This window comes from Arthrobacter sp. Soil_C_60 (assembly GCF_057656375.1).
Map to the genome: position 1 here is coordinate 31,397 of NZ_JBDGKM010000003.1, position 26,021 is coordinate 57,417.

At 66.3% G+C, this 26,021-nt stretch carries 26 protein-coding genes and 1 tRNA gene; 19 read left to right on the forward strand and 8 right to left on the reverse strand.

Annotated elements, in window-relative coordinates:
• The first annotated feature begins 376 nt into the window (after positions 1–376).
• Both AC3A4M_RS06895 and AC3A4M_RS06900 read left to right on the forward strand, forming a co-directional pair.
• Positions 377–459: transfer RNA gene (locus AC3A4M_RS06895), tRNA-Leu, on the forward strand.
• Between the two features lie 112 nt (positions 460–571).
• Positions 572–952: a VOC family protein gene (locus tag AC3A4M_RS06900; protein ID WP_498734837.1), complete on the forward strand. Its 381-nt coding sequence runs from the start codon at positions 572–574 to the stop codon at positions 950–952.
• A 67-nt stretch (positions 953–1,019) separates the two neighbouring features.
• Here the strand turns inward: AC3A4M_RS06900 and AC3A4M_RS06905 are convergent, their stop codons facing one another.
• Positions 1,020–1,415: a DUF5997 family protein gene (locus AC3A4M_RS06905; protein WP_498732871.1), complete on the reverse strand. Its 396-nt coding sequence runs from the start codon at positions 1,413–1,415 to the stop codon at positions 1,020–1,022.
• A 124-nt stretch (positions 1,416–1,539) separates the two neighbouring features.
• Between AC3A4M_RS06905 and AC3A4M_RS06910 the strand changes: the two genes are divergently transcribed.
• The 6 genes from AC3A4M_RS06910 to AC3A4M_RS06935 all read left to right on the forward strand — a co-directional run bounded on the left by AC3A4M_RS06910 (position 1,540) and on the right by AC3A4M_RS06935 (position 6,371).
• On the forward strand, positions 1,540–2,355 hold the full coding sequence (locus AC3A4M_RS06910) for a LysR family substrate-binding domain-containing protein (protein ID WP_498734838.1): 816 nt from the start codon (positions 1,540–1,542) through the stop codon (positions 2,353–2,355).
• 52 nt (positions 2,356–2,407) lie between these two features.
• Positions 2,408–3,196 carry an inositol monophosphatase family protein gene (locus AC3A4M_RS06915; RefSeq protein ID WP_498732869.1) on the forward strand — a complete coding sequence of 263 codons (789 nt, stop codon included), beginning with the start codon at positions 2,408–2,410 and terminating at the stop codon, positions 3,194–3,196.
• Positions 3,197–3,223: 27 nt separating this feature from the next.
• The gene (locus tag AC3A4M_RS06920) at positions 3,224–4,021 is read left to right on the forward strand and encodes an enoyl-CoA hydratase/isomerase family protein (protein ID WP_498734839.1); all 798 of its coding nucleotides are present in this window, start codon (positions 3,224–3,226) and stop codon (positions 4,019–4,021) included.
• 134 nt (positions 4,022–4,155) lie between these two features.
• The gene (locus AC3A4M_RS06925) at positions 4,156–4,698 is read left to right on the forward strand and encodes a YceI family protein (RefSeq protein WP_498734841.1); all 543 of its coding nucleotides are present in this window, start codon (positions 4,156–4,158) and stop codon (positions 4,696–4,698) included.
• Between the two features lie 217 nt (positions 4,699–4,915).
• Positions 4,916–5,704 carry an SRPBCC family protein gene (locus tag AC3A4M_RS06930; protein WP_498734843.1) on the forward strand — a complete coding sequence of 263 codons (789 nt, stop codon included), beginning with the start codon at positions 4,916–4,918 and terminating at the stop codon, positions 5,702–5,704.
• A gap of 52 nt (positions 5,705–5,756) precedes the next feature.
• Positions 5,757–6,371: an SRPBCC family protein gene (locus tag AC3A4M_RS06935; RefSeq protein ID WP_498734844.1), complete on the forward strand. Its 615-nt coding sequence runs from the start codon at positions 5,757–5,759 to the stop codon at positions 6,369–6,371.
• On the opposite strand, the gene AC3A4M_RS06940 is transcribed toward AC3A4M_RS06935, so the two are convergent.
• Both AC3A4M_RS06940 and AC3A4M_RS06945 read right to left on the reverse strand, forming a co-directional pair.
• On the reverse strand, positions 6,358–7,464 hold the full coding sequence (locus AC3A4M_RS06940) for a phosphate ABC transporter substrate-binding protein PstS (RefSeq protein WP_498734846.1): 1,107 nt from the start codon (positions 7,462–7,464) through the stop codon (positions 6,358–6,360). The two genes, AC3A4M_RS06935 and AC3A4M_RS06940, sit on opposite strands and share 14 nt — an antisense overlap.
• A gap of 79 nt (positions 7,465–7,543) precedes the next feature.
• A complete protein-coding gene (locus AC3A4M_RS06945; RefSeq protein ID WP_498734848.1) occupies positions 7,544–9,067 on the reverse strand; it encodes an FAD-dependent oxidoreductase in 1,524 nt (507 codons plus the stop codon).
• Positions 9,068–9,182: 115 nt separating this feature from the next.
• On the opposite strand from AC3A4M_RS06945, the gene AC3A4M_RS06950 reads away from it, so the two are divergent.
• Together AC3A4M_RS06950 and AC3A4M_RS06955 are read left to right on the forward strand one after the other, a co-directional pair.
• Positions 9,183–9,746 carry a cysteine hydrolase family protein gene (locus tag AC3A4M_RS06950; protein WP_498734849.1) on the forward strand — a complete coding sequence of 188 codons (564 nt, stop codon included), beginning with the start codon at positions 9,183–9,185 and terminating at the stop codon, positions 9,744–9,746.
• Positions 9,747–9,826: 80 nt separating this feature from the next.
• On the forward strand, positions 9,827–10,069 hold the full coding sequence (locus AC3A4M_RS06955) for a DUF2630 family protein (protein WP_498637262.1): 243 nt from the start codon (positions 9,827–9,829) through the stop codon (positions 10,067–10,069).
• Between the two features lie 69 nt (positions 10,070–10,138).
• Here the strand turns inward: AC3A4M_RS06955 and ku are convergent, their stop codons facing one another.
• Entirely contained in the window at positions 10,139–11,071 is a 933-nt protein-coding gene (gene ku, locus AC3A4M_RS06960) for a non-homologous end joining protein Ku (RefSeq protein ID WP_498734850.1), read from the reverse strand.
• A 69-nt stretch (positions 11,072–11,140) separates the two neighbouring features.
• On the opposite strand from ku, the gene AC3A4M_RS06965 reads away from it, so the two are divergent.
• From AC3A4M_RS06965 to AC3A4M_RS07000, 8 genes are all read left to right on the forward strand, one after another.
• Positions 11,141–13,672, forward strand: a complete 2,532-nt coding sequence (locus tag AC3A4M_RS06965; RefSeq protein ID WP_498734851.1) for an ATP-dependent DNA ligase — start codon at positions 11,141–11,143, stop codon at positions 13,670–13,672.
• A 61-nt stretch (positions 13,673–13,733) separates the two neighbouring features.
• Positions 13,734–16,139, forward strand: coding sequence for a phosphoketolase family protein (locus tag AC3A4M_RS06970; RefSeq protein WP_498734852.1), 2,406 nt, complete (start codon positions 13,734–13,736; stop codon positions 16,137–16,139).
• Positions 16,140–16,241: 102 nt separating this feature from the next.
• Positions 16,242–17,309 (forward strand): LacI family DNA-binding transcriptional regulator, encoded by a 1,068-nt coding sequence (locus tag AC3A4M_RS06975; RefSeq protein ID WP_498732858.1) that lies wholly within the window; start codon positions 16,242–16,244, stop codon positions 17,307–17,309.
• A 10-nt stretch (positions 17,310–17,319) separates the two neighbouring features.
• Positions 17,320–18,081 (forward strand): alpha/beta hydrolase family protein, encoded by a 762-nt coding sequence (locus AC3A4M_RS06980; protein WP_498734854.1) that lies wholly within the window; start codon positions 17,320–17,322, stop codon positions 18,079–18,081.
• A gap of 51 nt (positions 18,082–18,132) precedes the next feature.
• A complete protein-coding gene (locus AC3A4M_RS06985) occupies positions 18,133–19,050 on the forward strand; it encodes a carbohydrate kinase family protein (RefSeq protein WP_498734855.1) in 918 nt (305 codons plus the stop codon).
• Positions 19,051–19,079: 29 nt separating this feature from the next.
• Positions 19,080–19,883 carry an HAD family hydrolase gene (locus tag AC3A4M_RS06990; protein ID WP_498734857.1) on the forward strand — a complete coding sequence of 268 codons (804 nt, stop codon included), beginning with the start codon at positions 19,080–19,082 and terminating at the stop codon, positions 19,881–19,883.
• Positions 19,884–19,896: 13 nt separating this feature from the next.
• Positions 19,897–20,709 carry a glycerophosphodiester phosphodiesterase family protein gene (locus AC3A4M_RS06995; RefSeq protein WP_498734858.1) on the forward strand — a complete coding sequence of 271 codons (813 nt, stop codon included), beginning with the start codon at positions 19,897–19,899 and terminating at the stop codon, positions 20,707–20,709.
• On the forward strand, positions 20,706–21,824 hold the full coding sequence (locus AC3A4M_RS07000; protein WP_498734859.1) for a glycerate kinase: 1,119 nt from the start codon (positions 20,706–20,708) through the stop codon (positions 21,822–21,824). Before AC3A4M_RS06995 ends, AC3A4M_RS07000 begins: the two co-directional genes overlap by 4 nt.
• 11 nt (positions 21,825–21,835) lie before the next feature.
• Here the strand turns inward: AC3A4M_RS07000 and AC3A4M_RS07005 are convergent, their stop codons facing one another.
• Positions 21,836–22,087, reverse strand: a complete 252-nt coding sequence (locus AC3A4M_RS07005; protein WP_074700244.1) for a hypothetical protein — start codon at positions 22,085–22,087, stop codon at positions 21,836–21,838.
• Between the two features lie 125 nt (positions 22,088–22,212).
• Between AC3A4M_RS07005 and AC3A4M_RS07010 the strand changes: the two genes are divergently transcribed.
• Positions 22,213–22,881, forward strand: a complete 669-nt coding sequence (locus tag AC3A4M_RS07010) for a dienelactone hydrolase family protein (RefSeq protein WP_498734860.1) — start codon at positions 22,213–22,215, stop codon at positions 22,879–22,881.
• Positions 22,882–22,888: 7 nt separating this feature from the next.
• On the opposite strand, the gene AC3A4M_RS07015 is transcribed toward AC3A4M_RS07010, so the two are convergent.
• The 3 genes from AC3A4M_RS07015 to AC3A4M_RS07025 form a co-directional block, all read right to left on the reverse strand.
• Positions 22,889–24,217: an erythromycin esterase family protein gene (locus AC3A4M_RS07015; protein ID WP_498734862.1), complete on the reverse strand. Its 1,329-nt coding sequence runs from the start codon at positions 24,215–24,217 to the stop codon at positions 22,889–22,891.
• Between the two features lie 43 nt (positions 24,218–24,260).
• Positions 24,261–24,470: a dodecin gene (locus tag AC3A4M_RS07020; RefSeq protein ID WP_074700241.1), complete on the reverse strand. Its 210-nt coding sequence runs from the start codon at positions 24,468–24,470 to the stop codon at positions 24,261–24,263.
• Between the two features lie 99 nt (positions 24,471–24,569).
• Complete coding sequence (locus tag AC3A4M_RS07025) at positions 24,570–25,898, reverse strand: uracil-xanthine permease family protein (protein ID WP_498734863.1); 1,329 nt, start codon at positions 25,896–25,898, stop codon at positions 24,570–24,572.
• Between the last annotated feature and the right edge of the window lie 123 nt (positions 25,899–26,021).

Sequence of the window (26,021 nt, forward strand, 5' to 3'; positions counted from 1 at the left end):
ACGCCCGTAGGACGATTATCCACTTCGATACTACTTGCGACTGGTCCAAAAGGCTTTAACGCTAACGTTTCCCCGCCACCGAAAGTTGCCGCGCAGTGGCGAAGGTCACCTTGTGCACTTGTGCCCCTTTTTCCGTCTTCGGCAGTGTTCCAGAGCGAGCGGCCGCGTTCAACTTGAGGCATGTTCCGCTGCCGTCCCCGCCCGAAGCCTTGTGTTTCAGCGGATGTAAGGGCGCGGCTGTTGTGCCTTCGGGCAGCGAGGCGTCCGTCGGAACCCCCGCTTCTGGCGGGTGAAACCGCCGATTGGGAATTTCGGCAGGTTTCAGGCTAGTATTGATCTCGCTGTTCTTGCAGGAAACGATCTGCAAGGAAGTTGCGCGCGAGTGGCGGAACGGCAGACGCGCTGGCTTCAGGTGCCAGTGTCCGAAAGGGCGTGGGGGTTCAAATCCCCCCTCGCGCACGCAGAACATCAGCCCCGGTCTTCGGACCGGGGCTGATGTGTTTAAGCCGCGCCCCGCGTTGACCCTCCCGCGCCTTCCCCGTGACGCTGCGGCGGGGGTAGTCTTCACGGCATGCGTATCAAAATGTGCAGCATCCATGTCCAGAATCCCGCCGAGGCGTTCAAGTTCTACACGGAAACACTGGGTTTCGAGGAACTCATGGCGATGCCGGAACACCAGTTATTCATCGTCAAGTCACCGGACGAGGGGCAGGGCGCCGGCCTCCTCTTGGAGCCGAGTGACAACCCTATTGGCGAGGCCTACATGAAGGGCGTGTATGACGCCGGCATGGCGGCCATTGTTTTCGGCGTTCCCGATGTGCAGGCGGAATACGAGCGGCTCACGGCTAAGGGTGTGAAGTTTACCGGCGAACCGGAGTCGGATCCCAGCGGTTCGATGTCGGCCGTCTTCGACGACACCTGCGGAAACCTGATCCAGCTCCACCAGGACTGACAGCTGTCTGCCGTCCCCCTCCGTCCGCCGCGGCACTGGCGGTCGGACGGAGGGGGTGCGGGGCAGGCTACTTGGCTTTCTTGGCCTCGTCCTTCTTGGCCTCGTCCCTGAGGCGCAGCTCCTCGGCGCGGACGGCGGCGAAGGAAGCACGCTCGGCGACCAGCCACTGCGGCGGGTTCTGCAGCAGCTCGGTGATTTCCGCCGTCGTTAGCGGTTCGGTAACCCCGCCGCGGGCGAGCCCGCTGATGGACACGTTGAGTTTCCGGGCCACCTCGGGCCGGGGATGCGGCCCGTTGCGGCGCAGTTCTTCGAGCCACTGCGGCGGATTGGACTGCAGTTCGCTGAACTGTTCGCGCGACACCGGGTTGTCCTGGAATTCCTGCGGGGCGGCCGGGAGGTAAATGCCCAGCTTCTTGGCTGCCGTGGCAGGTTTCATGGACTGGGAGGATTTCGCGCTTGTCATGGCTCAAGCGTAACTGTCTTGGGCTAAGGTGTTGAAGAGCTTGGTGCGGGCCCTCGCTGGGACTGCCTGCACGCCTGCGCCGGAAGAGACGAAACGTCGGGACAGGCCGGCCAGAAGGAGCCGCATGGATGCACAAGTACCGCCGCTGCCGGCCTTGAGAATCGCGATCGTGCCCGGCGTGACACCGGGGAAGTGGGTCCGGCGCTGGGAAGAGCGCGTTCCGGACGTCCCGCTCACCGTATCCGCTTGTGAAGAAGCCGAGCAGGCCGCCGTCCTGTGGGATGGCCGGGCGGATCTGAGCTTTGTACGCCTGCCGGTTGACCGTGAGGGTCTGAGCGTCATCCCCTTATATACAGAGGTGCCGGTGGTGGTCGCGCCGAAAGACCACGACATAGAGCTTTACGACGACGACGTGCCGCTGGCAGAGCTGGACGGCCAGAACTTCCTGGACCCGGTGGAAATGGGCGGAGCCAAGACCGGCGTGGAAGTGGTGGCCTCCGGAGCCGGACTGATGATCCTGCCGATGTCCGTGGCGAGGCTGCACAACCGCAAAGACGTGGTCTACAAGCCCCTGTCGGGCGCTCCCGAAACGCAGATCGGGGTGGCATGGATTACCGAACAGACCAACGAAACCATCGAGGAATTCATCGGGATTGTCCGCGGCCGCACGGCCAACAGTTCCCGGCAGCCCTCGGCCCAGCAGGAGGCCGGACAGAAGGACGCCAAAGCGGGGCGCAAGCCAGCGGGCGGAAGCGGCGGCAAGGCCGGGCAGGTAAAGGGAAGCCAGGCCAAGGGAGGCCAGCCGGCGGGCAAGGCCAAGGGCGGCTCCGGAAAGGGCACCTCCGGTAAGAGTGGCTTGACGAAAGGCCGGCAGCCAAAGGGCGGGCCGGCAAAGGGCGGCAAGCCGAGGGGCAAGGGCCCTCGCAAGGGGGGCCGCTGACCCGCCGGTGCCCGGGGGCGGAGGCTGGCGGGCTTCGCATTAGGGTGGAGCTATGACTTCACCCGAGATCCCCGAACACCTTGACGACGCCGAGCTCGCCGCCTGGCTGGTGCGCTCCGCGGGCACGCTGGCGGCAGGAATGCGCGCGGCCGTGGTGACCTTCGAGGAAAAGACGAGCATTTCCGACGTCGTCACCGCAGCGGATCACGCGGCCGAGCAGCTGGTGGTGGAAACCTTGCGCCGGGTCCGTCCCGACGACAGCATCCTCGGTGAGGAAGGCTCCAGCCACACGGGCACATCCGGCCGCACCTGGGTGATTGACCCGGTGGACGGGACCTACAACTTCTTCACCGGCGGCACCTACTGGTGTGCGGCCATCGCCCTCAAGAACGACGACGGCGGCCTGCTCGGTGCCATCTACCACCCCGCCGAGGATGCGCTGTGGATCGGCGGGGACGGTCTGCCGACTACCCGCAACGGCGTTCGGACCGGGGAGGCCATGAGTGCCCCGTTGGATCAAAGCTGCGCGTCCGCGTACCTCCACCACACGTACCTTCGGGATCCCGCAGCTGCAGAGCCGTACATGGAGGCCGTGCTCGGCGCCGCAACGTACCGTACCTGGGGGTCGGCGTCGTGTGAGTTGGCGGCGACTTCGGCCGGCATCTTCGGCGTATGGTTCCAGCAGGGCCTGCCGGAATGGGACTGGCTCCCGGGCAAAGCCCTCGTGGAAGCGGCAGGCGGGGACACCGCCGTCGTACATCTTAATGGTTACCGCTGGTATGTAGCCGGCGGAAAAGCGCAGGTGGCGGACGCCGTCGCGCTGTTGCAGAGCCGGGCTTAGCCCGAAAGGATCCGGAAGGGAATGCCCATGGAGAAGACATACGAAACCATCCAGCTGGAATGCCTCGGCGAACTGGCCACCGTGGTGATCAACCGGCCGGAGGCGCTCAATGCGCTGAGCACGCAGGTGGTGGCCGACCTGACCCAGTTCGTGGCGGACGTCCAGTCGCCCGAAGGTGCCGAAGTGCGCAGCATCCTGATCACGGGATCGGGGGAGAAGGCGTTCGCGGCGGGCGCAGACATCCGGCAGATGGCCGACATGACTCCGGCCCAGGCCCGGGACTACAGCGCCGGCATGCAGGACCTGACGCGGTCGCTCGAACAACTGGCCATTCCCGTGATGGCGTGCGTAAACGGTTTCGCGCTCGGCGGCGGCCTGGAGCTGGCCATGGGCTGCGACTTCATTTATGCCACGGCAAACGCCAAGTTCGGCCAACCGGAAGTGAGCCTGGGCCTGATCCCCGGCTTCGGCGCCACGGTGCGCCTGCCGCACCTGGTGGGGCTGGCCCGTGCCAAGGAGCTGATCTACACCGGGCGGACCATCGGGGCCGAGGAGGCCTACCGGATCGGATTGGTCAACGCGGTGTTCGACAGCAAGGACGATATGCTCGACGCGGCCGCGGCCACCTGCCGCGAGATCGCCGGAAAGTCCCCAGCCGCCGTCGCCAACGCCAAGCGCACTGTAGACGCTGCCGCCGGTCTGTCGACCGCAGAAGGGCTGGTGGTGGAACGGAAGGCGTTCGGGGCTGCCTTTGCCACCGAGGACGCCCGGATCGGAACCAAGGCTTTCCTGGCCAAGGAGAAGCCCGAATTCACGGGGAAGTAAGCCGGTCAGCTCCCGGTGGAGGGACGTCTCTTTCCCAATAGGTTGACACATCAACTAAATAAGGGTCATACTAGATGCAAATGCATGATTATCTCTGGGAGGCATCCCAGCATCTACGCCTAGGAGGCACCGTTATGGCTTTTGAACTCACTCCCGGAACCTGGAACCTGGATACGTCCCACACGGAGATCGGCTTCGTGGTCCGCCACGCCGGCATCAGCAAGGTCCGCGGCCAATTCACCGAGGCCGACGCCACGCTGGTGGTCGGCGAATCCCTGGCTACGTCCTCGGTGGAGGCCACGGTCAAGACGGCGTCCTTCGACTCGAACGACGACAACCGCGACGGCCACGTCAAGAGCGCCGACTTCTTCGATGTGGAGCAGTTCCCGCACATGACCTTCAAGGCCAACCAGGTCCAGGGCACCCCGGAGGAGTTCAAGCTGGGCGGCGAGCTGACCATCAAGGACACCACCAAGCCGGTGACGTTCGACGTCGAGTTCGGCGGCATGGCCGTGGATCCGTTCGGCTCCACCCGCGCCGGCTTCTCCGCTAGCACCCAGATTTCCCGCAAGGAATTCGGCATCACCTGGAACGCAGCCCTCGAAGCTGGCGGCGTGCTGGTGGGCGATAAGGTCACCATCACGGTCGACGCCGCGTTTGTGCTGCCGGCCAACTGATCCGGCAGCATCCGCCGGCGATGCCGGCCCATTGAGGCGAACGCCCGCTCCCAGTCAGGGGGCGGGCGTTCGTTTTTTTGCGGTACGCCGAAGCAGATTCTCAGCAGTCTTACTACTTCGTTGCCGGTACTGGTCATGTTATGTACCGTTGGAAATAGGCGGTCACTCCCTGAAGCCCGACGGTTTCACGTCAGTTTCCAACTGGAAGAGGATGATCATGGCAAGTGTCAATGAAACGATCGATGTGGCCGTCCCGGTGTCCATGGCCTATAACCAGTGGGCCCAGTTCGAGTCCTTCCCGCAGTTCATGCACGGGGTCCAGTCAGTCCGGCAGCTCAGCGACACCACAAACCACTGGACGGTGAAGGTCGCCGGCGTCGAGCGTGAATTCGACACCGAGATCACCGAGCAGCATCCGGACCAAAGGATCGCTTGGAAGAGCACCGACGGTATCAGCCACGCGGGCGCGGTTGATTTCCACCGGCTCGACGAGAGGAACACGCGGGTCACTGTCCAGCTGGACTGGGACCCGCAAACGTTCGTCGAAAAGGCCGGAGCCGCTGCCGGCGCCGACAAGATGCAGGTGAAATCCGACCTGAAGCGGTTCAAGGAGTTCGTTGAAACCCAGGGCTCCGAGACCGGAGCCTGGCGCGGCAATGTGGACCGCCCCGGTGATGCATCGACCGGACCTTCCGGGAGTGCCGGGGCCGCTGCGGCAACGGGTGCGTCCCCGGCCGGGACCGGCGAGAAAGGCAATAGCCTGGGCAGCTGGGATTACTACGGCGGCACCGGGGCCGGCGGGTTTCCGCCGGGAGGCACCAACAAGGACGATCTGCCGATCGAAGACCCCGCCGCCCGGTCGGACAAACCGCTCCTGGATGATCCGGCACTTGGCGAGACCTCGAAGGTTCCGCTCCAGGATGTCCCTGGCGGAACGCTGAATGACCCGGACAATGAGCCCGATCCGGATACCGATGAGACGGGGCGGAATGCAGCAGGGCGCTGATCCGCCCCGCCGCGGCCACCAACAACGGACCGCTGAAGAAGAAGGTTGAAAGATGGCCAAGATCGAGCAGACAGTCGACATTGCGGCCCCGGCTGCCGAAGCCTACCGCGAGTGGGCAAGGTTCGAGGCGTTCGGGATCTTCATGCACGGCGTGGTGCGGGTCATCCGCGAGGATGACGTGACCCACCATTGGACCACCAAGGTTGGTGGCGTCCGGCGGGAGTTCGAGACGAAGATTACCGAGGAGCTACCGGGCAAGCGCATGGCCTGGGAAACCGTGGAGGGCGTGCCCCATCAGGGCACGGTGGAGTTCCTGGAACTCGATCCCGGCCGCACGCGGATGGTCGTGCGGATCGACTGGCATCCGGGGTCGGTGCTGGAAAAGGCCGGGGCCACTCTGGGCTCGGACCACCGCGAGGTGCGCAACGAGCTGTGGCGGTTTAAGCAGTATGTGGAGACAGGGGGCTCGGAGACCCATCATCCTGCCTCCGAGCACGGCCTGGGCAGCCGGGACTACTATGGCGGCACCGCCGGCGGCGGGTTCCCGCCGGGATACACAGAGCAGCACGATATACCGGTGCAGGATCCTGCCGCAGGCAAGGACCAGCCGGCCGGCGGCAGTCCGGAGACCGGAGAGTCGACGGAGGCAGAATCTAGCGGACGCTGATTCTTTCCACCGACTCGATGGCGCGCTCCGAGAGCCGCTCCGAGATCGGGGCGCTCTTGGCCGATTCGGACGCAGCTGCCTGGCCTTCCGGGCTGAGCACATACTCGGCGAAGGTCTTGATCAGTTCGATCTTTTCCGGATCATCATAGGTTGTGCACCAGACGTGGTAGGACACCAGCAGTAGCGGGTAGGCGCCTTCGGCCGTGGTGGTCCGGTCAAGTTCCAGTGCGAGGTCGTACTCCGGGCGCCCCTCTGCCGGTTCGGCCTCGTCGAGGGCTATGGCCGCGCCCTCGGAGCTGACCGGCACGTAATCGTCGCCGACCTTGAGGTTCACTTTGCCCAGTGGAGGTCCGACCGCAGAATCATCTGCGTATGTCACTGCGCCTTCGGTGCGGGCGACCATGCTGACCACGCCGGTGTTGCCCTGTGCGTTTTCCGCAACGAATTCCGAGGGGAAGGCGTCGCTGGGTTCGGCCGTCCAGACATCCGGAGCCACGGCATGCAGGTACTCAGTGAAGTTTTCCGTGGTTCCGGAATCATCGCCGCGGCTTACCCGCGTGATGCGCAGATCCGGCAGTTCCACACCAGGGTTCTGTTCGGCGATGGCCGGGTCGTTCCAGTGTGTGATCTCGCCCTTGAAGATCCCCGCTATCGTGGCGGCGTCCATGTTCAGTTCAGTAATGCCGGGCAGGTTGAAGCCGACGGCGATGGGGGAGACATAGGCGGGGACGTTGAATGCGCCTTCGGGGCCGCAAACTTCCTTGGCGCGCTCCATCTCCTCGGCGTCGAGGTAGGCGTCCGATCCGGCAAATTCCACGGCACCGGCCAGGAACGCGGTCCGGCCGGCCCCGGAGCCGTCCGGGGAGTACTGGACCTGCGCCTTGGGATGAAGCAGGTTAAAGCCCGCGCGCCAAGCATCCATCGCCGCGTTCTGGGCGGACGAACCGGCGCCCGAAAGGGTTCCGGTCAGATCGGATCCGTGCTGGGCCGCTGCTTCCTGCTCCGGCCCAAGGGGATAGTCGGAGCCGCAGGCCGTCAGGGACAGCAGGGCAGCAGAAGTCAGGGCCAAGGTGGGAAAAAGTCGGGGAGCCATCCTCTTTAGGGTAACCGGGAACGAATCGTGCACAAAGATGACTCCCTCCGCCCCCGGATAGGGCGGGCGGGTTTCTTGCTCACTTCCTGTCCAGATCGCGTGTGGCCGGGCCTTCCAGCACCACGCCGTCGGCGCTGAAACGCGAGCCGTGCAACGGGCAGTCCCAAGTGCATTCGGCGTCGTTCCAGGAGAGCACTCCGCCCAGATGCGTGCAGACCGCGCTCACCCGGCGGGTAGTGCCGTCCACGGTGCTCACGCCCACCGGCCGGGCATTGTCCCGGACCACTGTGCCCTGGCCTTCCGGCGGCGCCGTTTCCGAGGTGCGGACGAGTCCGCTGAGCCAGCCGCTCACCAGCTCCACCCCGACGGACGCGTTGGTCTGCACCGTGGAGAAGGCATCCTGCGGGGCCACCCGCGTCTTGTACAGCTCCCTGGCCCAGGGTTTGGCCCCTTCGAGGATCAGTGAGGTCAGCGACAGCGCGGCCGCCACCGAATTGGTCATGCCCCACTTGTTGTAGCCCGTGGCCACATAGATGCGGTCCTCGGCGAAGGACAGCTTGCCCACATAGGGCACGGCCCCGTCCGGTTTGTAGTCCTGCGCAGACCAGCTGTGCGTCAGTTCGGCGCCGGGGAAGGTGTTCTGCGCCCAGCGGACCAGATCCTCCAGCTGCCCTTTGGTGTGGTGCTGCCGACCCACGCTGTGGCCGTTGCCGCCCACGATCAGGACCTGCCGGCCGGCGCTCTCGGCGGTGCGCAGGGACCTGGCGGGCGAATCGATCGACAGGTACATGCCCTCGGGAATCTGCCCGGGCACATTGAAGGCGGTGGCATAGGACCGCTGGGGTTTGAGCAGGCCGAAATGGCCGCCTCGGTTCAGGATGGGCGTGCCCGTGGCCAGGACAACGTGGTCCGCGGTGACCTGGCCGGCCTCCGCGTGGACGGTCAGTTTGCGGCCCGCGCTGCCGCCGGCAGCTTGCTTGGATCCGGATGTTCCACGGGTGCCGGTGACGTTGGTGACGCGTACCCGTTCCACCAAAAGGCCGCCGCGTTCGCGTAGTTCCGCGGCGAGCCCGGCGAGCACCTGAAGCGGGTGGATCTGGGCTTGGTCAGGCAGCCGGATGGCACCGGCGATCGGAAAGGGCAGCTCTGCGGAGGTGTCCACGAACTCCACCCCGAGGCCGGCTTCGGCGCTGGCTTCCAGCTCCTTTTTGAGGTCTTCAATGCCCTTGCTCGTGTTGGCATAGGTGTAGGCATCACGGCGCTGGTAGTCGATTCCGTGCTCTTCGCAGAAGCGCAGGAGCCAGGACTGCCCTTCGCGCTGGGCATCCACGTAGGCGCGTGCAGTTCCGGCGCCGTGGTGCGAGCTGATGCTGGTCATCTGGCGGCCCTGCAACAGGGAGACCTTTGCGGTGGTGTTGCCTGTGGTGACGGCCCCGGTGCTGCGGGCCTCCAGTACGGCAACCCGGTGCCCGGCCCGTGCCAACAGGACCGCGGTGGTCAGGCCGGTAATGCCAGCTCCGACAATCACGCTGTCATATTCGGTGCCAGGCTCGTAGGAATCCGAGGCGATGTCCGGCGCCGTGTCTAGCCAAAGGGATTTCATGGTGATCCTTTCCGCTGCTAACTCCACCCCACCTTGTTGCGTGAGTTCCGTCAAGAGATCAGTAAGCTTACTTTCAATACTGACCGCAAAAGAGGTTTCGGAGGCCGGCTACGTTATGGATACCGCTGTACTAATCATCGACATGCAGAACGCCTATTTCGAGGATCCCGCCCTGGGAGAACGGCGGGGGCAGCTGGTCGATGCCTGCAACCACCTCATCGGACAGGCGCAAAAGGCCTCGGTCCCGGTGTTGATGGTGTGCACCGAACACGAGCGGGATAAATCCACCTGGACCCTGAGCATGCTTGAAGACGACCAGGGCTTCATCTTCTCCGGCAGTGAGCAGGCAGGATTCCTCCCGGGGCTGCGGTATGAGAATCTGCCGCGGATGGTCAAGACGCGGGACAGCGCTTTCCAGGGCACTGACCTGCTGCTGCGGCTACGCAATTTCGGAGCGACGCAGTTGGTGCTGGCCGGCGTTTCCATCCATAACTGCGTGGCCCAGACCGCAGCTGACGCCTTCGCCAACAACTTCAAGGTGGCCTACGCCGCGGACGCCATGGCCTCGAACAAGGACGACTACGGACACATGGTGCGCAAGGTGCTCAGCGAGGAATACCGCCAGCCCATCCTTGATGCTGCAGGAGTGGACCGGCTGCTGGCCGGCGGGGAAGTGTAGGTCCGCCCCCGGCTCTGGTCTGCGATGCAAATGCTCAGTAGCCTGAGAATCGACGCCAACTACTGCAGGAGGTAATGGACATGGACCAGGAAATCCACCGCCGGATCGAAGAGCTCATCGAAGAGGAGCAGCAGCTCCGCGAGGGCGGCACCGTGGACAACGAGCAGGCAGAGGCGCGGGCAAGGGAGCTTGCGCGGCTGGAAGAACAGCTGGACCAGTGCTGGGACCTGCTCCGCCAGCGCCGGGCCAAGCGCCGTGCCGGCGAAGACCCCGATGAGGCCCAAGCCCGCCCGGTTGAGGAAGTGGAGGGTTACCGCCAGTAGGCAACGTACGACGCCGGCACTTGGGTTCCGCAGCAACGGAACCCAAGTGCCGGCGTCGTTAGCTTCTTGCTAGGCGCCCTTTTTCGCCTTGGTTTTCGCCGCGGACGTCTTGGAGGCGGACTTCGCGGCCGGTTTTTCCTTGGTGTCCTCCGACTTCGCCGAAGACTTTGAGGCGGACTTGGCGGGGGCCTTGGGCTTGGATTCCGCCGGCTTCTTGCCTTCGCGGTTCTTCTCGACGCTGCGGCGCAGGGCCTCCATCAGGTCCAGGACCTTGCCGCCTTCTTCCTCGCCCTCTTCGCCGAAGGTCGCCTCGGTGTCCAGGGTTTCGCCCTGCTCGAGCTTGGCCTCGATGAGCGTGCGCAGCTGCTCCTGGTACTCGTCCGTGAAGTCCTCGGGCTTGAAGTCGCTGGAGAAGGATTCCACCAGCGCAGCGGACATTTCGCGTTCCTTCGCGGAAACCCGTACGTCCTCTTCGAGCGACGGGAAGGCGGCCTCGCGCACCTCGTCCTCCCAGAGCAGCGTCTGCAGCATCAGCACGTCGCCGCGGACACGCAGCGCGGCCAAGCGGGTTTTCTGCCGCAGCGCGAACTTCACCACCGCGGTCCGGTCCGTGTCTTCCAGCGTCCGGCGCAGGAGCACATAGGCCTTGGTCGATTTGGAATCCGGCTCCAGGTAGTAGCTGCGGTCGAACATGATCGGGTCGATCTGGTCGCTGGGGACAAACTCCACCACGTCGATCTCGCGGTTCTTCTCCACCGGCAGCGAGTCCAGGTCCTCGTCCGTGAGCACCACGGTCTGCTCGCCGTCGTCGTACGCCTTGTCGATGTCCTTGTACTCGACGATCTCCCCGCACACCTCGCAGCGGCGCTGGTACCGAATCCGCCCGCCGTCCTTCTCATGGACCTGGTGCAGCTTGATGTCATGGTCTTCCGTGGCGCTGTAAAGCTTGACCGGGACGTTGACCAGGCCGAAAGCGACAGCCCCTTTCCAGATGGCTCTCATGGGTCAATACAACACCAAGCATGCTGGCAATTACTAGCCATCGGCCACAATATTGGCGAGACTAACCCTATGGCCCAGACAAGCTCCAGCCAGCGCCAGCTGGTCACGGTGGACGGACACCGGCTGAAGCTGACGAGCCTGGACAAGGTAATTTACCCCGAAACCGGCACCACCAAGGCCGAAGTGCTGGACTATTACTCGCGGATCGCGGACTACCTGATTCCGCATGCCGCACACCGACCGGTCACCCGCAAGCGCTGGGTCAACGGGGTGGGCACGGTAGACAAACCCGGCGAGGTGTTCTTCCAAAAAAACCTGGAGGAACACGCCCCGTCCTGGGTCAAAAGCCACGCGATCGAGCACAAGAGCGGGACCAACGTGTACCCGATGGTCAACGATCTGGCCACGCTCACCTGGCTGGCGCAGATTTCGGCGCTGGAGATCCACGTTCCGCAGTGGAAGTTCGGGCCGCGGGGCAAGATCAGCAATCCGGACCGGCTGGTACTGGATCTGGACCCGGGGGAGGGCGCCGGGCTGGCCGAATGCGCCGAGGTGGCGCGGCTGGTCCGCGCGGTGCTGACCGGGATGGGGCTGGATCCCCGGCCGGTCACCAGCGGTTCCAAGGGCATCCATCTGTACGCCGCGCTGGACGGGAAGCAGACCTCGGAGGAGGTGTCCGCCGTCGCGCATGAACTGGCGCGCGTGCTGGAGGCGGACCACAAGGACCTGGTGGTCAGCGACATGAAAAAGACGCTGCGCAGGGGCAAAGTCCTGCTGGACTGGAGCCAGAACCACTGGAACAAGACCACCATCACCCCCTATTCGCTGCGCGGGCGCGCCCATCCGATGGTGGCCGCGCCGCGCACGTGGGAGGAACTCGACGACCCGGACCTGGCGCACCTGGACTATCTGGAGGTGCTCGAGCGCGTCGGCGAGCTGGGGGACCTGCTCGAAGGCATGGGCTCGGGGACTGCGGACGAGGAATCGCTGGCCGAGGCGGTGGAGGAAGCCGGGGAGGACCAGGCAAACAACGACGGCGGTGCGCGCCGATCCGGGGCGGCTCACGGTTCCGACCGGCTCACCAAATACCGTTCCATGCGCGACCCGGCCAAAACGGCGGAACCCGTCCCGGAGGCTCCGCCGGTGGACCGCGGCGGCAACACCTTTGTCATCCAGGAGCACCACGCCCGGCGGCTGCACTACGACTTCCGGCTCGAGCGCGAAGGGGTCCTGGTGTCCTGGGCCGTGCCGAAGGGGCCCCCCACCAGCCCGGGCAAGAACCACCTGGCCGTCCAGACCGAGGACCACCCGCTGGAATACGGCAGCTTCGAAGGCACCATTGCGAAAGGCGAGTACGGCGCCGGCGAGGTCTACATCTGGGATTCGGGCACCTATGACCTGGAGAAGTGGCGGGACGGCAAGGAGGTCATCGTCACCCTGCACGGCAAGGAGGGCGGCGGGCTCAGCAAGGACGGCGGACCGGAGGCGCCGCGGCGCTATGCCCTGATCCACACCGGCGGGGAAAAGGGCGAGAACAACTGGCTGATGCACCTGATGAAGGACCAGAAGCCCGGGACCTACCGGAAGGGCACGCCGCACCAACGCCAGGGCGATGACCTGGCCAAGGAAGTCGAGCCCGCGTTCATAAAACCGATGCTGGCAACGCAGGGCTCCGCGGCGGACATCACCGCTGAACACCAGTGGGCGTTCGAGATGAAGTGGGACGGCATCCGTGCCATCGCCATCATCGAGGACCGCGGCGTCCGGCTGATCAGCCGCAACGGCAACGACCTGACCGCCGGCTACCCCGAACTGGCGGACCTGCCTGACCGGGTGCACGCGGAGACGGCGGTGCTGGACGGGGAGATCGTGGCCCTTAATAAGGCGGGCCGCCCGGACTTCGGCCTCCTGCAGACCCGCATGAAGCTGACCAAGAAGCGCGAGATCGACCAGGCCGCGGCGCGGACCCCGGTCCACCTGATGCTTTTCGACCTGCTGCAGCTGGACGGCAAATCGCTGCTGCCGCTGGAATACTGCCAGCGCCGCGAGATACTGGCAGAGGCCGTGGATGCCGGCGGCGACGGCCACATCCAGGTGCCGCCGGACCTGGACACCTCGCTGCAGGACGCGGTGGACACCAGCAAGGAACTCGGCCTTGAAGGTGTGATGGCCAAGCGGGTAGACAGTACATACGCGGACGGACAGCGCTCAAGGAGTTGGATCAAGATCAAGAACCAGTTGACGCAGGAAGTGGTCATCGTGGGCTGGCGGCCCGGCAAGGGCAGCCGGGAGCGCAAGATCGGCTCGCTGCTGGTGGCCATTCCGGACGGTGCGGACCTGCGTTACCTGGGCCGCGTCGGCTCCGGCCTGACCGAGCGGGACCTGGCGGCCGTGGGGGCGCGCCTGAAGAAGATGGGCCGCAAGACCCCGCCGCTGGACGACGTTCCCGCCGCCGATGCCTCGGATGCGCACTGGGTCCGGCCAGCCCTGGTGGGCGAGGTGCAGTTCAGCGAACGGACGGAAGCCGGCAAGCTGCGTCACCCCGTCTGGCGCGGTTTCCGGCCGGACAAGAAACCATCCGACGTCGTGGTCGAGGTCTGATCCGACGCCCGCCCCACCGTCGCGATAGCACCGCCCGGCACCACCGCCCCGAGGAGGCTCCATGACCGAGAACAACACAGTGCTGACCACCAACCCGGGCGCGGACCAGCGCAGCCTTGACGGCGTGGATCTGTGGTGGCGCGCGGCCAACTACCTGTCCGCCGGGCAGATCTACCTGCGCGACAACCCGCTGCTGCGCCGGCCGCTGGAACCGGAGGACGTGAAGGCGCGGCTGCTCGGGCACTGGGGCACGACGCCGGGGCTCAACTTCATCTACGCCCATCTGAACCGCGTGATCGCCGAACAGGACCAGGACATCCTTTTCGTCACCGGTCCCGGCCACGGCGGCCCGGCCAACGTGGCGAACGCCTGGCTGGAGGGGACCTACTCGGAGATCTATACCCACGTGGGGAAGGACGAGGACGGACTGCGGGAACTGTTCAAGCAGTTCTCCTACCCGGGCGGCATTCCCAGTCATGCGGCACCGGAAACCCCCGGCTCAATCAATGAAGGCGGGGAGCTCGGCTACTCCCTGGCCCACGCCTTCGGAGCCGTGTTCGATAATCCGCAGCTGATCGCGGCCTGCGTCATCGGCGACGGCGAAGCGGAAACCGGGACGCTGGCCACCAGCTGGCACTCGAGCTCGTTCCTCGACCCGGTGCAGGACGGCGCGGTGCTGCCCATCCTGCACATGAACGGGTACAAGATCGCCAATCCCACCGTGCTGGCGCGGATGCCCCAGGAGCAGCTGGCCGCGCTGCTGACCGGCTACGGGTACGAGCCGATCTTCGTCACCGTGCAGGATCCGCGGGACACCGTGCGCGCCCATGAGGAATTCGCGCACGCCCTCGAGCAGGCCCTGGGCAGCATCCGGCAGATCCAGGAGCAGCACCGGTCGGAGCAGGCAGCGCCGTCGGAATTCGCCCCGCGCTGGCCGATGATCGTGCTGCGGTCGCCCAAGGGCTGGACCGGGCCCGAAGAGGTGGACGGCAAACCGGTGGAGGGGACCTGGCGGGCGCACCAGGTGCCGCTGTCCGAGGTCCGGACCAACCCCGACCACCTGGCCCAGCTGCAGGGCTGGCTGCAGTCCTACCGGCCGGACGAGCTTTTCGACGGCGAGGGCCGGCTGCGTGCGGAAATCGCCGGCCTCGCGCCGCAGGGCGACAAGCGGATGAGCGCTACTGCCTATGCCAACGGCGGCCGGCTACTGCAGGACCTGAAGCTGCCCCCTTACGGTGGGCACGCCGTCGTCGTTAATCAGCCGGGAACCGAGCGCGTGAGCCCGATGAAGAATCTGGGGTCGTGGCTGCGCGAAGTGGTGCGGCTGAATCCGGAGAACTTCCGGATCTTCGGCCCGGACGAGACGGCCTCGAACCGGCTGCAGGACGTCTACGAGGCCACGGACAAGGTCTGGCAGCAGCGGCTCGACGAGGTGGACGAGCATCTGGGCCGGGCCGGCCGGGTGATGGAAGTGCTCAGCGAAAACCTCTGCCAGGGCTGGCTCGAGGGCTACCTGCTGACCGGGCGGCACGGGGTGTTCAACTGCTACGAAGCGTTCGTGCACATTGTCGATTCCATGTTCAACCAGCACGCAAAATGGCTTCAGGTGCACCGCGAACTGCCCTGGCGGCAGCCGGTCGCATCGCTGAACTACCTGCTGTCCTCGCACGTCTGGCAGCAGGACCACAACGGCTTTTCGCATCAGGACCCGGGCTTCATCGACCACGTGATGAACAAGAAGCCCGAGGTGGTCCGGGTCTACCTGCCGCCGGATGCCAACACGCTGCTCGCCGTCACCGAGCACTGCCTGCGCTCCCGCGACTACGTCAATGTCATTGTCTGCGGGAAGCAGCCGTCGCTGACCTGGCTGGGCCCGGAGGATGCCCGGAACCACTGCGAACGCGGGATCGGGGTCTGGGACTTCGCGGGCAGCGAGCGTCCCGGCGAGGAACCGGACGTGGTCCTCGGCTGCGCCGGCGACGTGCCCACCGTGGAGGCCGTGGCTGCGGCCGCGCTGCTGCGCGAACAGATACCGGAGCTGAAGGTACGGCTGGTCAACGTGGTGGACCTGATGCGCCTGCAGGATGCCAAGGAACATCCGCACGGCCTGGAGCACCGGGATTTCGACCGGCTGTTCACAACCGACAAGCCCATCATCTTCGCGTACCACGGCTACCCCTGGCTGCTCCACCGGCTGACGTACCGGCGCACCAACCATGGCAATCTGCACGTCCGCGGCTACGTCGAGGAAGGAACCACCACCACGCCGTTCGACATGGCCATGATGAACCGCATCGACCGCTACCAGCTGGCCATCGACGTCATCGACCGGGTGCCTTCCCTAGGCTCCTCCCGCACCGGACTGCGCCAGCAGCTGCAGGATCTGCGCATGCAGTCACTGCGCCATACCCGCGAATTCGGCGAGGACCCGGACGCCATCAGCGAGTGGATGCTGCCGGCTCAATAATTGTTAAAGGTTTCCGTAGCCTTACCCCTGTCAAATGAACCATGAATGGCTACGCTGTTAGCCAGGGGATTAAATTCTGTTGGGGGAGAAGGCAGACGGACCATGGGGAGTCTATTTAAGCCGACCATTCGCGATGTCGCGGAAAAGGCCGGCGTATCACTGGCGACAGTGTCATATGTACTGTCCGGCCGCAGCGGCGGGTCAACACGGATCAGCGAACCCACCAAAGAGCGTGTCCTCGAGGCGGCCAAGGAACTGGGCTATGTGGCCAACAGCGCGGCACGCGGTATGCGCCGCGGGCGCACGGACACAATTGCCGTGGTCATCGAGAACATGGAGTCGCCGTGGGACCGCGCCCTGGCGGAAACAGCCAACCGGATCCTGCCGGCCCACGGCTACCGGGTGGTGATCCTGCTGGGGCAGGAGGCCTGGCGGAACTTCATGCTCTCCGGCGGAGCCGACGGTGTGATTCTCGGTTTCAGCACCGAAACTGAGGACGAAACCCGGACCATCCTGGACCTAGCCAAACGCGGCGTGGCCCAGGTGGTGGTGTCCCAGTTCCTCGAGCCGCAGGGCTTCGATGTGCTATCGGTGGACGCCGCCGGCGGGATTGCCGAGGCGGCCGAGTACTTGGGCGGTCGGCATGAACGGATCGGCGTGATCCACCGGGGAACCTCGGCCCCGGGGCCGCGCGGCACGCGGCTGGAACTGTTCCGGACCGCCCTGGCACAGAACGGCGTGCAGCTCGATGACTCGCTGGTCCGTGCCTCGGGCGGGTCCTGGCGCACGGCCTTCCAAAGCGCGCTGGAACTGCTCTCGCTGCCCGAACCGCCCACCGCATTCTTCACCACGGCTGATCTTGAGGCACTGTGCGTCTCGGGGGCGGCTACCTGGAAGGGTCTGGAAATCCCGGACCAGCTGGAAATTATCGGCGTGGAGAATTCGCAGCTGGGGAAGAACTCGGACCCGGCCCTGAGCACGGTGGGCCCGGATCCTACCGAGCACCTGGCGGTGGATCTGCTGCTGGCCCGGCTGAAGGGCGAAGCCGGCGAACAAGGCCGCAAGGTTCCGGTGCCGTGGAAGATGCGCTTCCGCGGGACTACGCAGCGGCAGGACGCCGAGTCGGGCAACGGAGACAACGGAGTTGTGAGCACCACGGCCGCCACTTAGAGTCCTGCCTATGGACTGCACCAGCTACAGCTACGGACCGGATCCCAGCCAGTACGGCCAGCTGTACCTGCCCGCGCAGCGCACACATGACGCCGTCGTGGTTATTATCCACGGGGGCTATTGGCGTTCCCGCTACGGTCTGGACCTGGGCGAGCCGGCGGCCCGCGACCTGGCCTCGCGCGGCTACGTGTGCTGGAACCTCGAATACCGCCGCGCCGGCAACGGCGGCGGCTGGCCCGCAACGTTCGACGACGTGGCGGCCGGCATCGATCTGCTCGCCGAGCTGGGTGGCCGGCTGGCGCTGCCGGTGGAGAACGTGGTGGCGCTGGGACATTCGGCCGGCGGACACTTGGCCGCGTGGGCCGGCGGCCGCGCTTCGCTGCCCGCCGGGGTGCCCGGAGCGGATCCGGCGGTCCCAATTTCCGCGGTGCTGAGCCAGGCCGGGGTGCTGGACCTGCGGCGGGCCTGGGAACTGGGCCTGAGCGACCAGGCGGTGGAAAACTTCCTGGGCTGCGGCCCGGAGGATGAGCCGCAGCGGTTCCGCTGGGCCGATCCACTCCAGCAGGTCCCGCTGTCCGTCCCGGTCTACGCGTTCCACTCGGAGGCCGACGACGCGGTGCCGGTGGCCCTGTCCGAAAACTATGTGGCGGCGGCCCAGGCAGCAGGCGGCCGCGCGGAACTCATCAGGGTTCCCGGGGACCACTTCGACATCATCGACCCCGGATCGGCGGCCTTCGCCAAGATCCGTACCGTGCTTCAGACCTTGGGATAGCGCCCGGCCCTACCCCTGCCGCGGACCGGCGCGCTCTGCTACGTTGACACTGTGCTGACAGTTATCGGTGAGGCCCTGGTCGACGTCGTTTCAAGCGATACTTCTGCGGAGCGAGTCCACGTAGGCGGCAGCCCGCTGAACGTCGCGGTGGGGCTGGCGCGGCTGGGCCAGCCGGTACAGTTCGTCGGGCGGTACGGCCGCGATGATCATGGCGCCCGGATCCTCCACCACCTGCGCTCCAATTCGGTACTCACGCCGCTGGGCGGCGATGGTGGGCCGACCAGTGTTGCCAAGGCGACGCTGGACCGGACCGGCGCCGCGCACTACACCTTCGACCTGTTGTGGGAACTGCCGCCGCTGGAGACGGCCCTGCCGAGGCTGCTCGAGGAAACGCTCTGGCTGCACACCGGTTCGATCGCCGCCATGCTCGAGCCCGGGGCGCATACCGTGCTGGCCACGGTCCAGCGCGCGCATCCGCGGGCCTTGATCAGTTATGACCCGAACTGCCGGCCCACCCTGATCACCGATCGGGACTTCGCCCGCCGGCAGGCCGAGAAGTTCGTGGCGCTGGCCGATCTGGTCAAGGCCTCCGAGGAAGACCTCCGGTGGCTCTACCCGGACCGTCCGGTGGAGGAATCGGCGCGTGAATGGCTGTCCCGCGGACCGGGCATTGTCGTGGTGACCAAGGGAGCCCTGGGACCGTGGGGCGTGGTGCGCGACGGCGCGGCCGAAGCCCCGGTGCCCGAGGTCGAGGTAGTGGATTCGGTCGGCGCGGGGGACTCCTTCATGGCGGCGCTGCTGACGGCCCTGATGGAGCGCGGGCTGGCCGGTTCCCGGAGCCGCGAGCACTTGCAGAACCTGTCTGCCGATGTCCTGCGGGAGATACTGGACTTCGCGGCCAGTGCTGCTGCCGTCACGGTTTCCCGCGCCGGTGCCAATCCTCCCAGCCGGAACGAACTTGCCCGCTGAAACGCCGGGTGACGCATAGACTGGGCTGTATGCGCTTGATTGCCAGTGATCTGGACGGGACCATCATTGGCCGGGACGGGAAAATCAGCGCCCGCACCGTCCGGGCGTTCAAGGACGCGGCTGCTGCCGGCGTCGAAATTGTCTTTGTCACCGGCCGTCCGCCGCGCTGGCTGGATCCGCTGCGCGAGCAGATCGGCCACGAAGGCACCGTGATCTGTTCCAATGGCGCCGTGGTCTACGACCTGGTGCGCAGCGAGGTCATCTCGGCCAAAACACTGCCGCACACCAACATCTTCCAGGCCCGCGAGATCATTCTGCGGCTGCATCCGCGCGCTACTTTCGCTGCCGAAACCACCTTCGGATTCCAGCTGGAACCGGGCTTCGTGGAGCAGGGGTCCGTGGAGCTGCTGGACGGAATCGAGCCGATGCTACTGGAGCAGTCCCTGACGGAACGCGATGCGGTGGTGAAGTTCCTGGCGCGCGGCCGGGACCTGGATCCGGATGCGTTCCTGGCCGAGGTGCAGGACGCGGTGTCCCATCTGGTGGCGGTCACCCATTCGGCGCCTACCGTGGCCCTGCTGGAGATGGCGCAGCCGGGCATCAACAAGGCCGTGACGCTGGCGGACTATGCCTCGTCGCTGAACATCGACCCGCAGGACGTGGTTGCTTTCGGCGATATGCCCAATGACATCGAGATGCTCGAGTGGGCCGGCCACGGGTACGCGATGGCATCGGGCCACCCTGAAGCGATCGGAGCGGCACGCTACCAGGCCCCGGCTTTCGCCGACGACGGCGTGGCCCAGATTCTCGAAGCCCGGCTCGCCGAGCTGTAGGCGGAGCCGGAAGGTGAGCAGTGACTACCCGTATCTGCATAACCGGTGCGGGACCGCGGCCGGTGCCGAACCGTGGCCGGTAGCCTTTGCACACCGCGGCTTCTCACCGGCCGGCCATGAGAACTCGCTGGCCGCGTTCCGCGCTGCCATCGAGCTGGGCTACGGGTATGTGGAAACCGACGTACGTACCACCGCCGACGGCGAACTGATGGTTTTCCACGACGAGAGCCTGGACCGGGTCACGGACGGTTCTGGGCCGCTCGCCGAGCACACCCGTTCCCAGCTGCGGCAAGTCCGCATCGGCGGCGTCGAGCCGATCCCCACCATGGAGGAACTCCTGCGCGAGTGGCCGGACCTGAAGATCAACGTGGACGTGAAGGACCGCGCCGGCGGCCCGCTGCTGGCACGGCTGATCGAGCAGTACAAGGCCCACGACCGCATCCTCGTCACGTCCTTCTCGGACCGGCGGCGCCTCGGTGTTTTCCGCGGTCTGACCTTGCCCGCGGCCAGTTCCGGCGGCATCGTATCGTTGAGTGCACTGGTGGGGCTGGGCCGCGTTGGGCTGACCCGGGCGGTGGGCCGCGCGGCGCGGATGCATGCCGTGCAGGTGCCGGTGGCCTACGGGCGGTTCCGCGTGGTCACCCCGGCCTTCGTGCGGCGCTGCCATGCGGCCGGGCTGCACGTGCACGTATGGACGATCAATGAGCGTGATGAGATGAACCGGCTGCTGGATCTCGGCGTGGACGGAATCATGACGGACCGGGCCGATGTACTGGCACAGGTGATGGACGAACGCGGTTTCTGGCCGCAGAGGGAGCAGGCATGAAGGTTTTGGTGGCACCGGATAAGTTCAAGGGCACGCTGTCCGCGGCGGAGGCAGCCCAGGCGATGGCGGAGGGAGTGCTGCGCGTCTACCCGGATGCCGAGGTTCGGACGCTGCCGGTGGCGGACGGCGGCGAGGGGACGTTGGAAGCCGCGCTGGCCGCCGGAGCCCAGGAACACACCAGCCGGGTCCGCGGACCGCTGGACCGCGAGGTCACCGCCTCCTGGGCCATGCTTGACCGTGGCGGCATCAAAACCGCGGTGATCGAGACCGCCCGGGCCTCCGGGCTACTGCTCACCGAGCCCTCCGTGCAGACCGCGCTGGCGGCGCATTCCTACGGCAGCGGGCAGCTGATCGCCGCGGCCCTCGACGCGGGCGCCCAGGAAATTGTGCTCGGGATCGGCGGTTCCGCGATGACGGACGGCGGCTCCGGTGCCTTGTGCGCGCTGGGCCTGAAGATTTACGACGGCGGGGCGCAGGTTCCGCTCGGCGGCGCCGGCCTGGCCACGGCACACCGGATCGATGCCTCCGGCCTGGACTCACGGCTGGCCTCGGTGACTGTGCGGATTGCCGCGGATGTGGACAATCCGTTGCATGGTCCGGAAGGTGCCGCGCATATCTTCGGCCAGCAGAAGGGTGCGGACGCCACGGGCCGGCAGCTCCTGGATGAAGGACTGCAGCGGTGGGCGGAACTGCTGCGGCAGGAGACCGGGGCCGAGGTCAACGTTCCCGGAGCCGGTGCCGCGGGCGGCTTCCCGGCGGGCTTCCTCGGCCTGACCAAGGCACGGCTGGAGCGCGGCTTTGACCTGGTGGCCGAACTGACCGGTCTCGATGCTGCCCTGGAGGGCGCGGACCTGGTGATCACCGGCGAGGGGTCCATGGACGAGCAGTCGGAATACGGCAAGGCGCCCATGGGTATCGCCGACCGTGCACACCAGAGGGGAATTCCCGCCGTCGTTGTTGCCGGGAAAATCACCTTGACGCCGGAGCAGCTGGCCGCGCACGGAGTGGAGGCCGCCGTCAGCCTGCTGGACCTTGCCCGCACGCCGGAAGAAGCCTTCGCCCAGGCGGCCAAGTACGTCACCTGGGGTACGCAGCAGGCACTCGAGGGAGCGTAAGCAGCAGGGCGTCAGTCCTCGGGGACGGGTTCCGGCGGGAGGAAGCCGTCCTGGCCCGGGTCGTCCTCACGCTCCGGATCCTGCCGGGCCTCGTACTCACCGTCCGGACTCAGCCCGGGAACCCGCTGGCCGGCGTTGGTCAGGCCCGACGTGAAGGTGTCGCCGTCGAACTCGGCAGCGGATTCGCGTTCGGGCTCCGCGGCGTTGATGTCCTGACGAAGGTGCTCGTCCTCGGGGAGGTTCTCTTCTGGTATCTGGGTCATGATTCCAGCCAACCACCGCTGCCGAAAGGGCACAATGGCTTCCGCGTTCCCCGCGGGTGCTACGGGCTAAAAAGTTCTGCGGGCAGGCCAGTGTGTCGCCGCCGCCGCTTTGGCATGCTGGATACATGGACGAACAGATCGTCGTGCTGCCTGGGGGACCGGGGCTGGATGCGGATCTGCACCTGCCCGCCGGCGCCAGGGGGATAGTGGTTTTCGCCCACGGCAGCGGCAGCAGCCGCCGCAGCCAGCGCAACATCCTGGTGGCCAAGGAGCTGCAGCAGGCGGGCCTGGGCACGCTCCTCTTCGACCTGCTGACCTCCCAGGAGGAACGGCGCGATGCCGTGGATGCGTCCCTGCGCTTCGACATTGGGTTCCTGACGGACCGGCTGGCCGCGGTGGTGGACGAGGTGGCAGCCCGTCCCCAATTGGCAGGCCTGCCCGTGGGGTTGTTCGGCGCCAGCACCGGCGCTGCAGCTGCGCTCGGCACGGCGGCGGCGCGTCCCGGCGTCGTACGTTCGGTGGTGTCCCGCGGCGGACGGCCGGATCTGGCCGCCGAAGCGCTGTCCGGGGTGCGCGCCCCGACCCTGCTGCTGGTCGGGTCGCTCGATGAGCAGGTCATCGCCTACAACGAACAGGCAGCCGCCCGGCTGCCGGCGGAGCACCAGTTGTCCATCATCCCGGGCGCAACGCACCTCTTCTCCGAACCCGGGACGCTGGAGGAAGTCGCCCGCCAGGCCGCCGCCTGGTTCAGCCGGACACTGCAGACCGGCCCGGCACAGGCGGCTCCGGCCTAGGCGGGGTTCAGGTATTGGCCGGCCACGTCTCCATTTCGCCGCCGTGCGCATGGACGCCATGCAACGGGTCAAGCGCCGTCGTTTCATCGAAGAACAGGAACGCGTCGTAACGCCGCCCCATCACGGAGGGCACGTAGTTGCCCCACCGCTCCGCGTTCGGGTCGTACACCACACCGATGGCACGGTGTTCAAGGGACTGTCCCGCCCAGTCGGAACCGTCGGCGGCGGAATCCGTGGCTTTGGATCCGCCGTTGAAGACAAACGAGGCGGAAGGAGTTCCTTCGAGGGCCGAATGCATCAGGTCCTCGACACTTCCCCGCCGCGCGGGCGGGGTTTGCATCACCTGCGTCGAACCGCCCCAGCGGTCGGAGGCGACGACGCTGCCGCGGTAGCTGCCAAACCCCACCGCCACCACGCCCTCCTCCGAATGCGCTTCGCGCACCAGCTGGCCGACGTTGACCATCCCGGCCGATGCCATGTCGGTCCAGCGCGCATCCCCGATATGCGTGTTGTGCTCCCACACCACGGCCTTGGCGCCATCGCCGTGGTGCGCCATCAGCCGGTCCAGCGTCGAAACCATGTGCTCGTCCCGCACGTTCCACGATTCGGATCCGCCGCGCACCATGGCGCGGTAGTAGGCCTCGGCACCTGCCGCACTCAGGGCATTCTGTTCCGCATTGAAGCGGGCGTCACGGGGCGCTCCGCCGTCGCTCGCGGCAGAGGTGCGCAGTTTGCCGAGCAGCTCGACCACCTCGGGCTCGCAGCCGGAAGGCACCAGGCGGGTGGAGAGAGCGTAGGACTGCGGATCCTCCGCATAGGGCTCAAAGCAGCGGAAGGCCTCGAGCGCGGAATCGACGTGCTCCGGATGGTACTCCTCAAGGAACCCGAGGGCGGCCCGCAGCGAATCCCACAGGCTGTAGACATCCAGCCCGTAGAAACCGACGCGCTCGTCCTCCGGCCTGGACTCGTTGAAGGACCGCAGCCAGCGGGCAAAGTCCGCCACGTCGCGGTTGGCCCACATCCAAGTGGGCCAGCGGTCGAAGCCGTGCAGCACGTCCTCGGGATCTTCCGGCGCACCGGGTGCGAGGGTCACCGCGTTGCTGACGGCGTAGCAGTCCGGCCAGTCGCCCTCGACCCCGACAAAGGAAAAGTCCCGCTCCTGGATCAGGCGGCGGGTCAGCGACGCACGCCAGGCGTAGTACTCATGGGTGCCGTGTGAGGCTTCGCCGATGAGTACGTAGCTTGCGTCGCCGATCCGCTCCAGCAACGGATCCAGGTCTGCTTCGGCACGCAGCGGCAGCGCCTGGTGCTGGATCTGTGCGGAATGGTCCGTCATGTCGAATCCCTAGGGTCCGCCGGTGCTGCCGGCGGACGTGGTCTCAGCCTTCGTGCCGGAAGCCCAGTTTGATGGTGACCTGCCAGTCCGCAATGGCGCCGTCCTTCAGGTGGCCGCGTGTTTCCTTGACCTCGAACCAGTCCAGATTGCGCAGCGTCTTGGACGCCTCCGCGACGGCATTGGCAACTGCCTTTTCCATACTGTCCGGGGACGTGCCGACGATTTCGGTGACGTTGTAGACGTGGTTGGCCATGCTTCCTCCTTGAAGATGGCCCCAGGACCGGACCCTGAGGCGCGATGTCTGCAACGCTAGTCGTCTTGCCGGAATCGGTCTAGGGTGCCGGCCGCATCGTCAGCCGAGCTTGGACGGTTTTACCCCGGAATCCTCGGCCGAATCCAGCGGTTCGGTGCCACGCCACCGGGCGATCGCGCTCATGCCGTGGAAGATCAGCAGCGCGGCGCCCGTGCCCAGGGCAATGCCCTCGAAGGTCAGTGCGCCGATGCTCCAGGTGAAGTTGGCGATGCCGACCACCAGCGAGACACCGGCGACGGAGAGGTTGATGGGGTTGGCGAAGTTCACCCTGTTCTGCACCCAGATGCGCACACCCAGGATGCCGATCATGCCGTACAGCACCACGCCCGCCCCGCCCAGCACTCCCGGCGGTACTGTTGCAATGGCCGCGCCGAACTTGGGGAACAGGCTCAGCAGCACCGCGATGACACCGGCCACCCAGTACGCGGCGGTGGAATAGACCTTCGAGGCAGCCATGACGCCGATGTTTTCCGCGTACGTGGTGGTTCCGGAACCGCCGCCGGAACCGGCCAGGACCGTGGCCAGGCCGTCAGCCATCAGCGCGCGCCCGGTGTAAGGGTCCAGATCCTGCCCGGTCATCGCGGCGACGGACTTGACGTGGCCGATGTTTTCGGCAACCAGCACCAGTACCACGGGTATGAAGAGCCCGACGACGGAAAGGTGGAACTCGGGTGCGTGAAAGGGTGGCAGGCCGAACCACGCGGCGTCGTTGATTGTTGAGAAGTCCACCTCGCCGCGGAAGATCGCCGTGACGTAGCCCGCCAGGACGCCGATGAGGATGGACAGCCGTCCCAGCAGGCCGCGGAAGAGGACCGTGGTCAGCAGGATTGCGGCCACGGTGACCAGCCCGGTGATAGCGCCCTGCTCGAAGTTCAGTTTGGCGGTCGGGGCGAGGTTGAGGCCGATGAGCGCCACGATCGAACCGGTGACCACGGGCGGCATGACCACCTGGATCCAGTGCGTGCCGGCTTTATGCACAATCAGGCCGACGACGAAAAGCACGGCGCCCGCCATGACGAGGCCGCCCAGCGCGCCGCCCATGCCGTGCTGGTTCATCGCCGCGCCGATCGGGGCGATGAAGGCGAAGCTTGAGCCGAGGTAGCTCGGGACGCGGCCGGCGGTGATGAGCAGGAACAGGATCGTGCCGACGCCGGAGAACAGCAGGGTGGTCGACGGCGGAAAACCGGTGAGCAGCGGAACCAGGAACGTCGCGCCGAACATTGCCACCACATGCTGGGCGCCGATGCCGATGGTCCGCGGCCAGCTCAACCGCTCCTGCGGAGAAACCACGGACCCCGGTCCGATGCGCTTGCCATCGCCGTGCATCGTCCAGCCGAGGCCGAGTTTGGTGGAACCGAGCGTACCCATGGCGAGTCTCCTGCAGATAAGGGGATTTTCTGAGCAAACTTTACCGCCAGCAGCGAAACCGGGCTTCCGCGGCGCAGCTGCTCACGCGGGTTTGCTGACGCCTTGGCCGCAGTGCGGCCATGA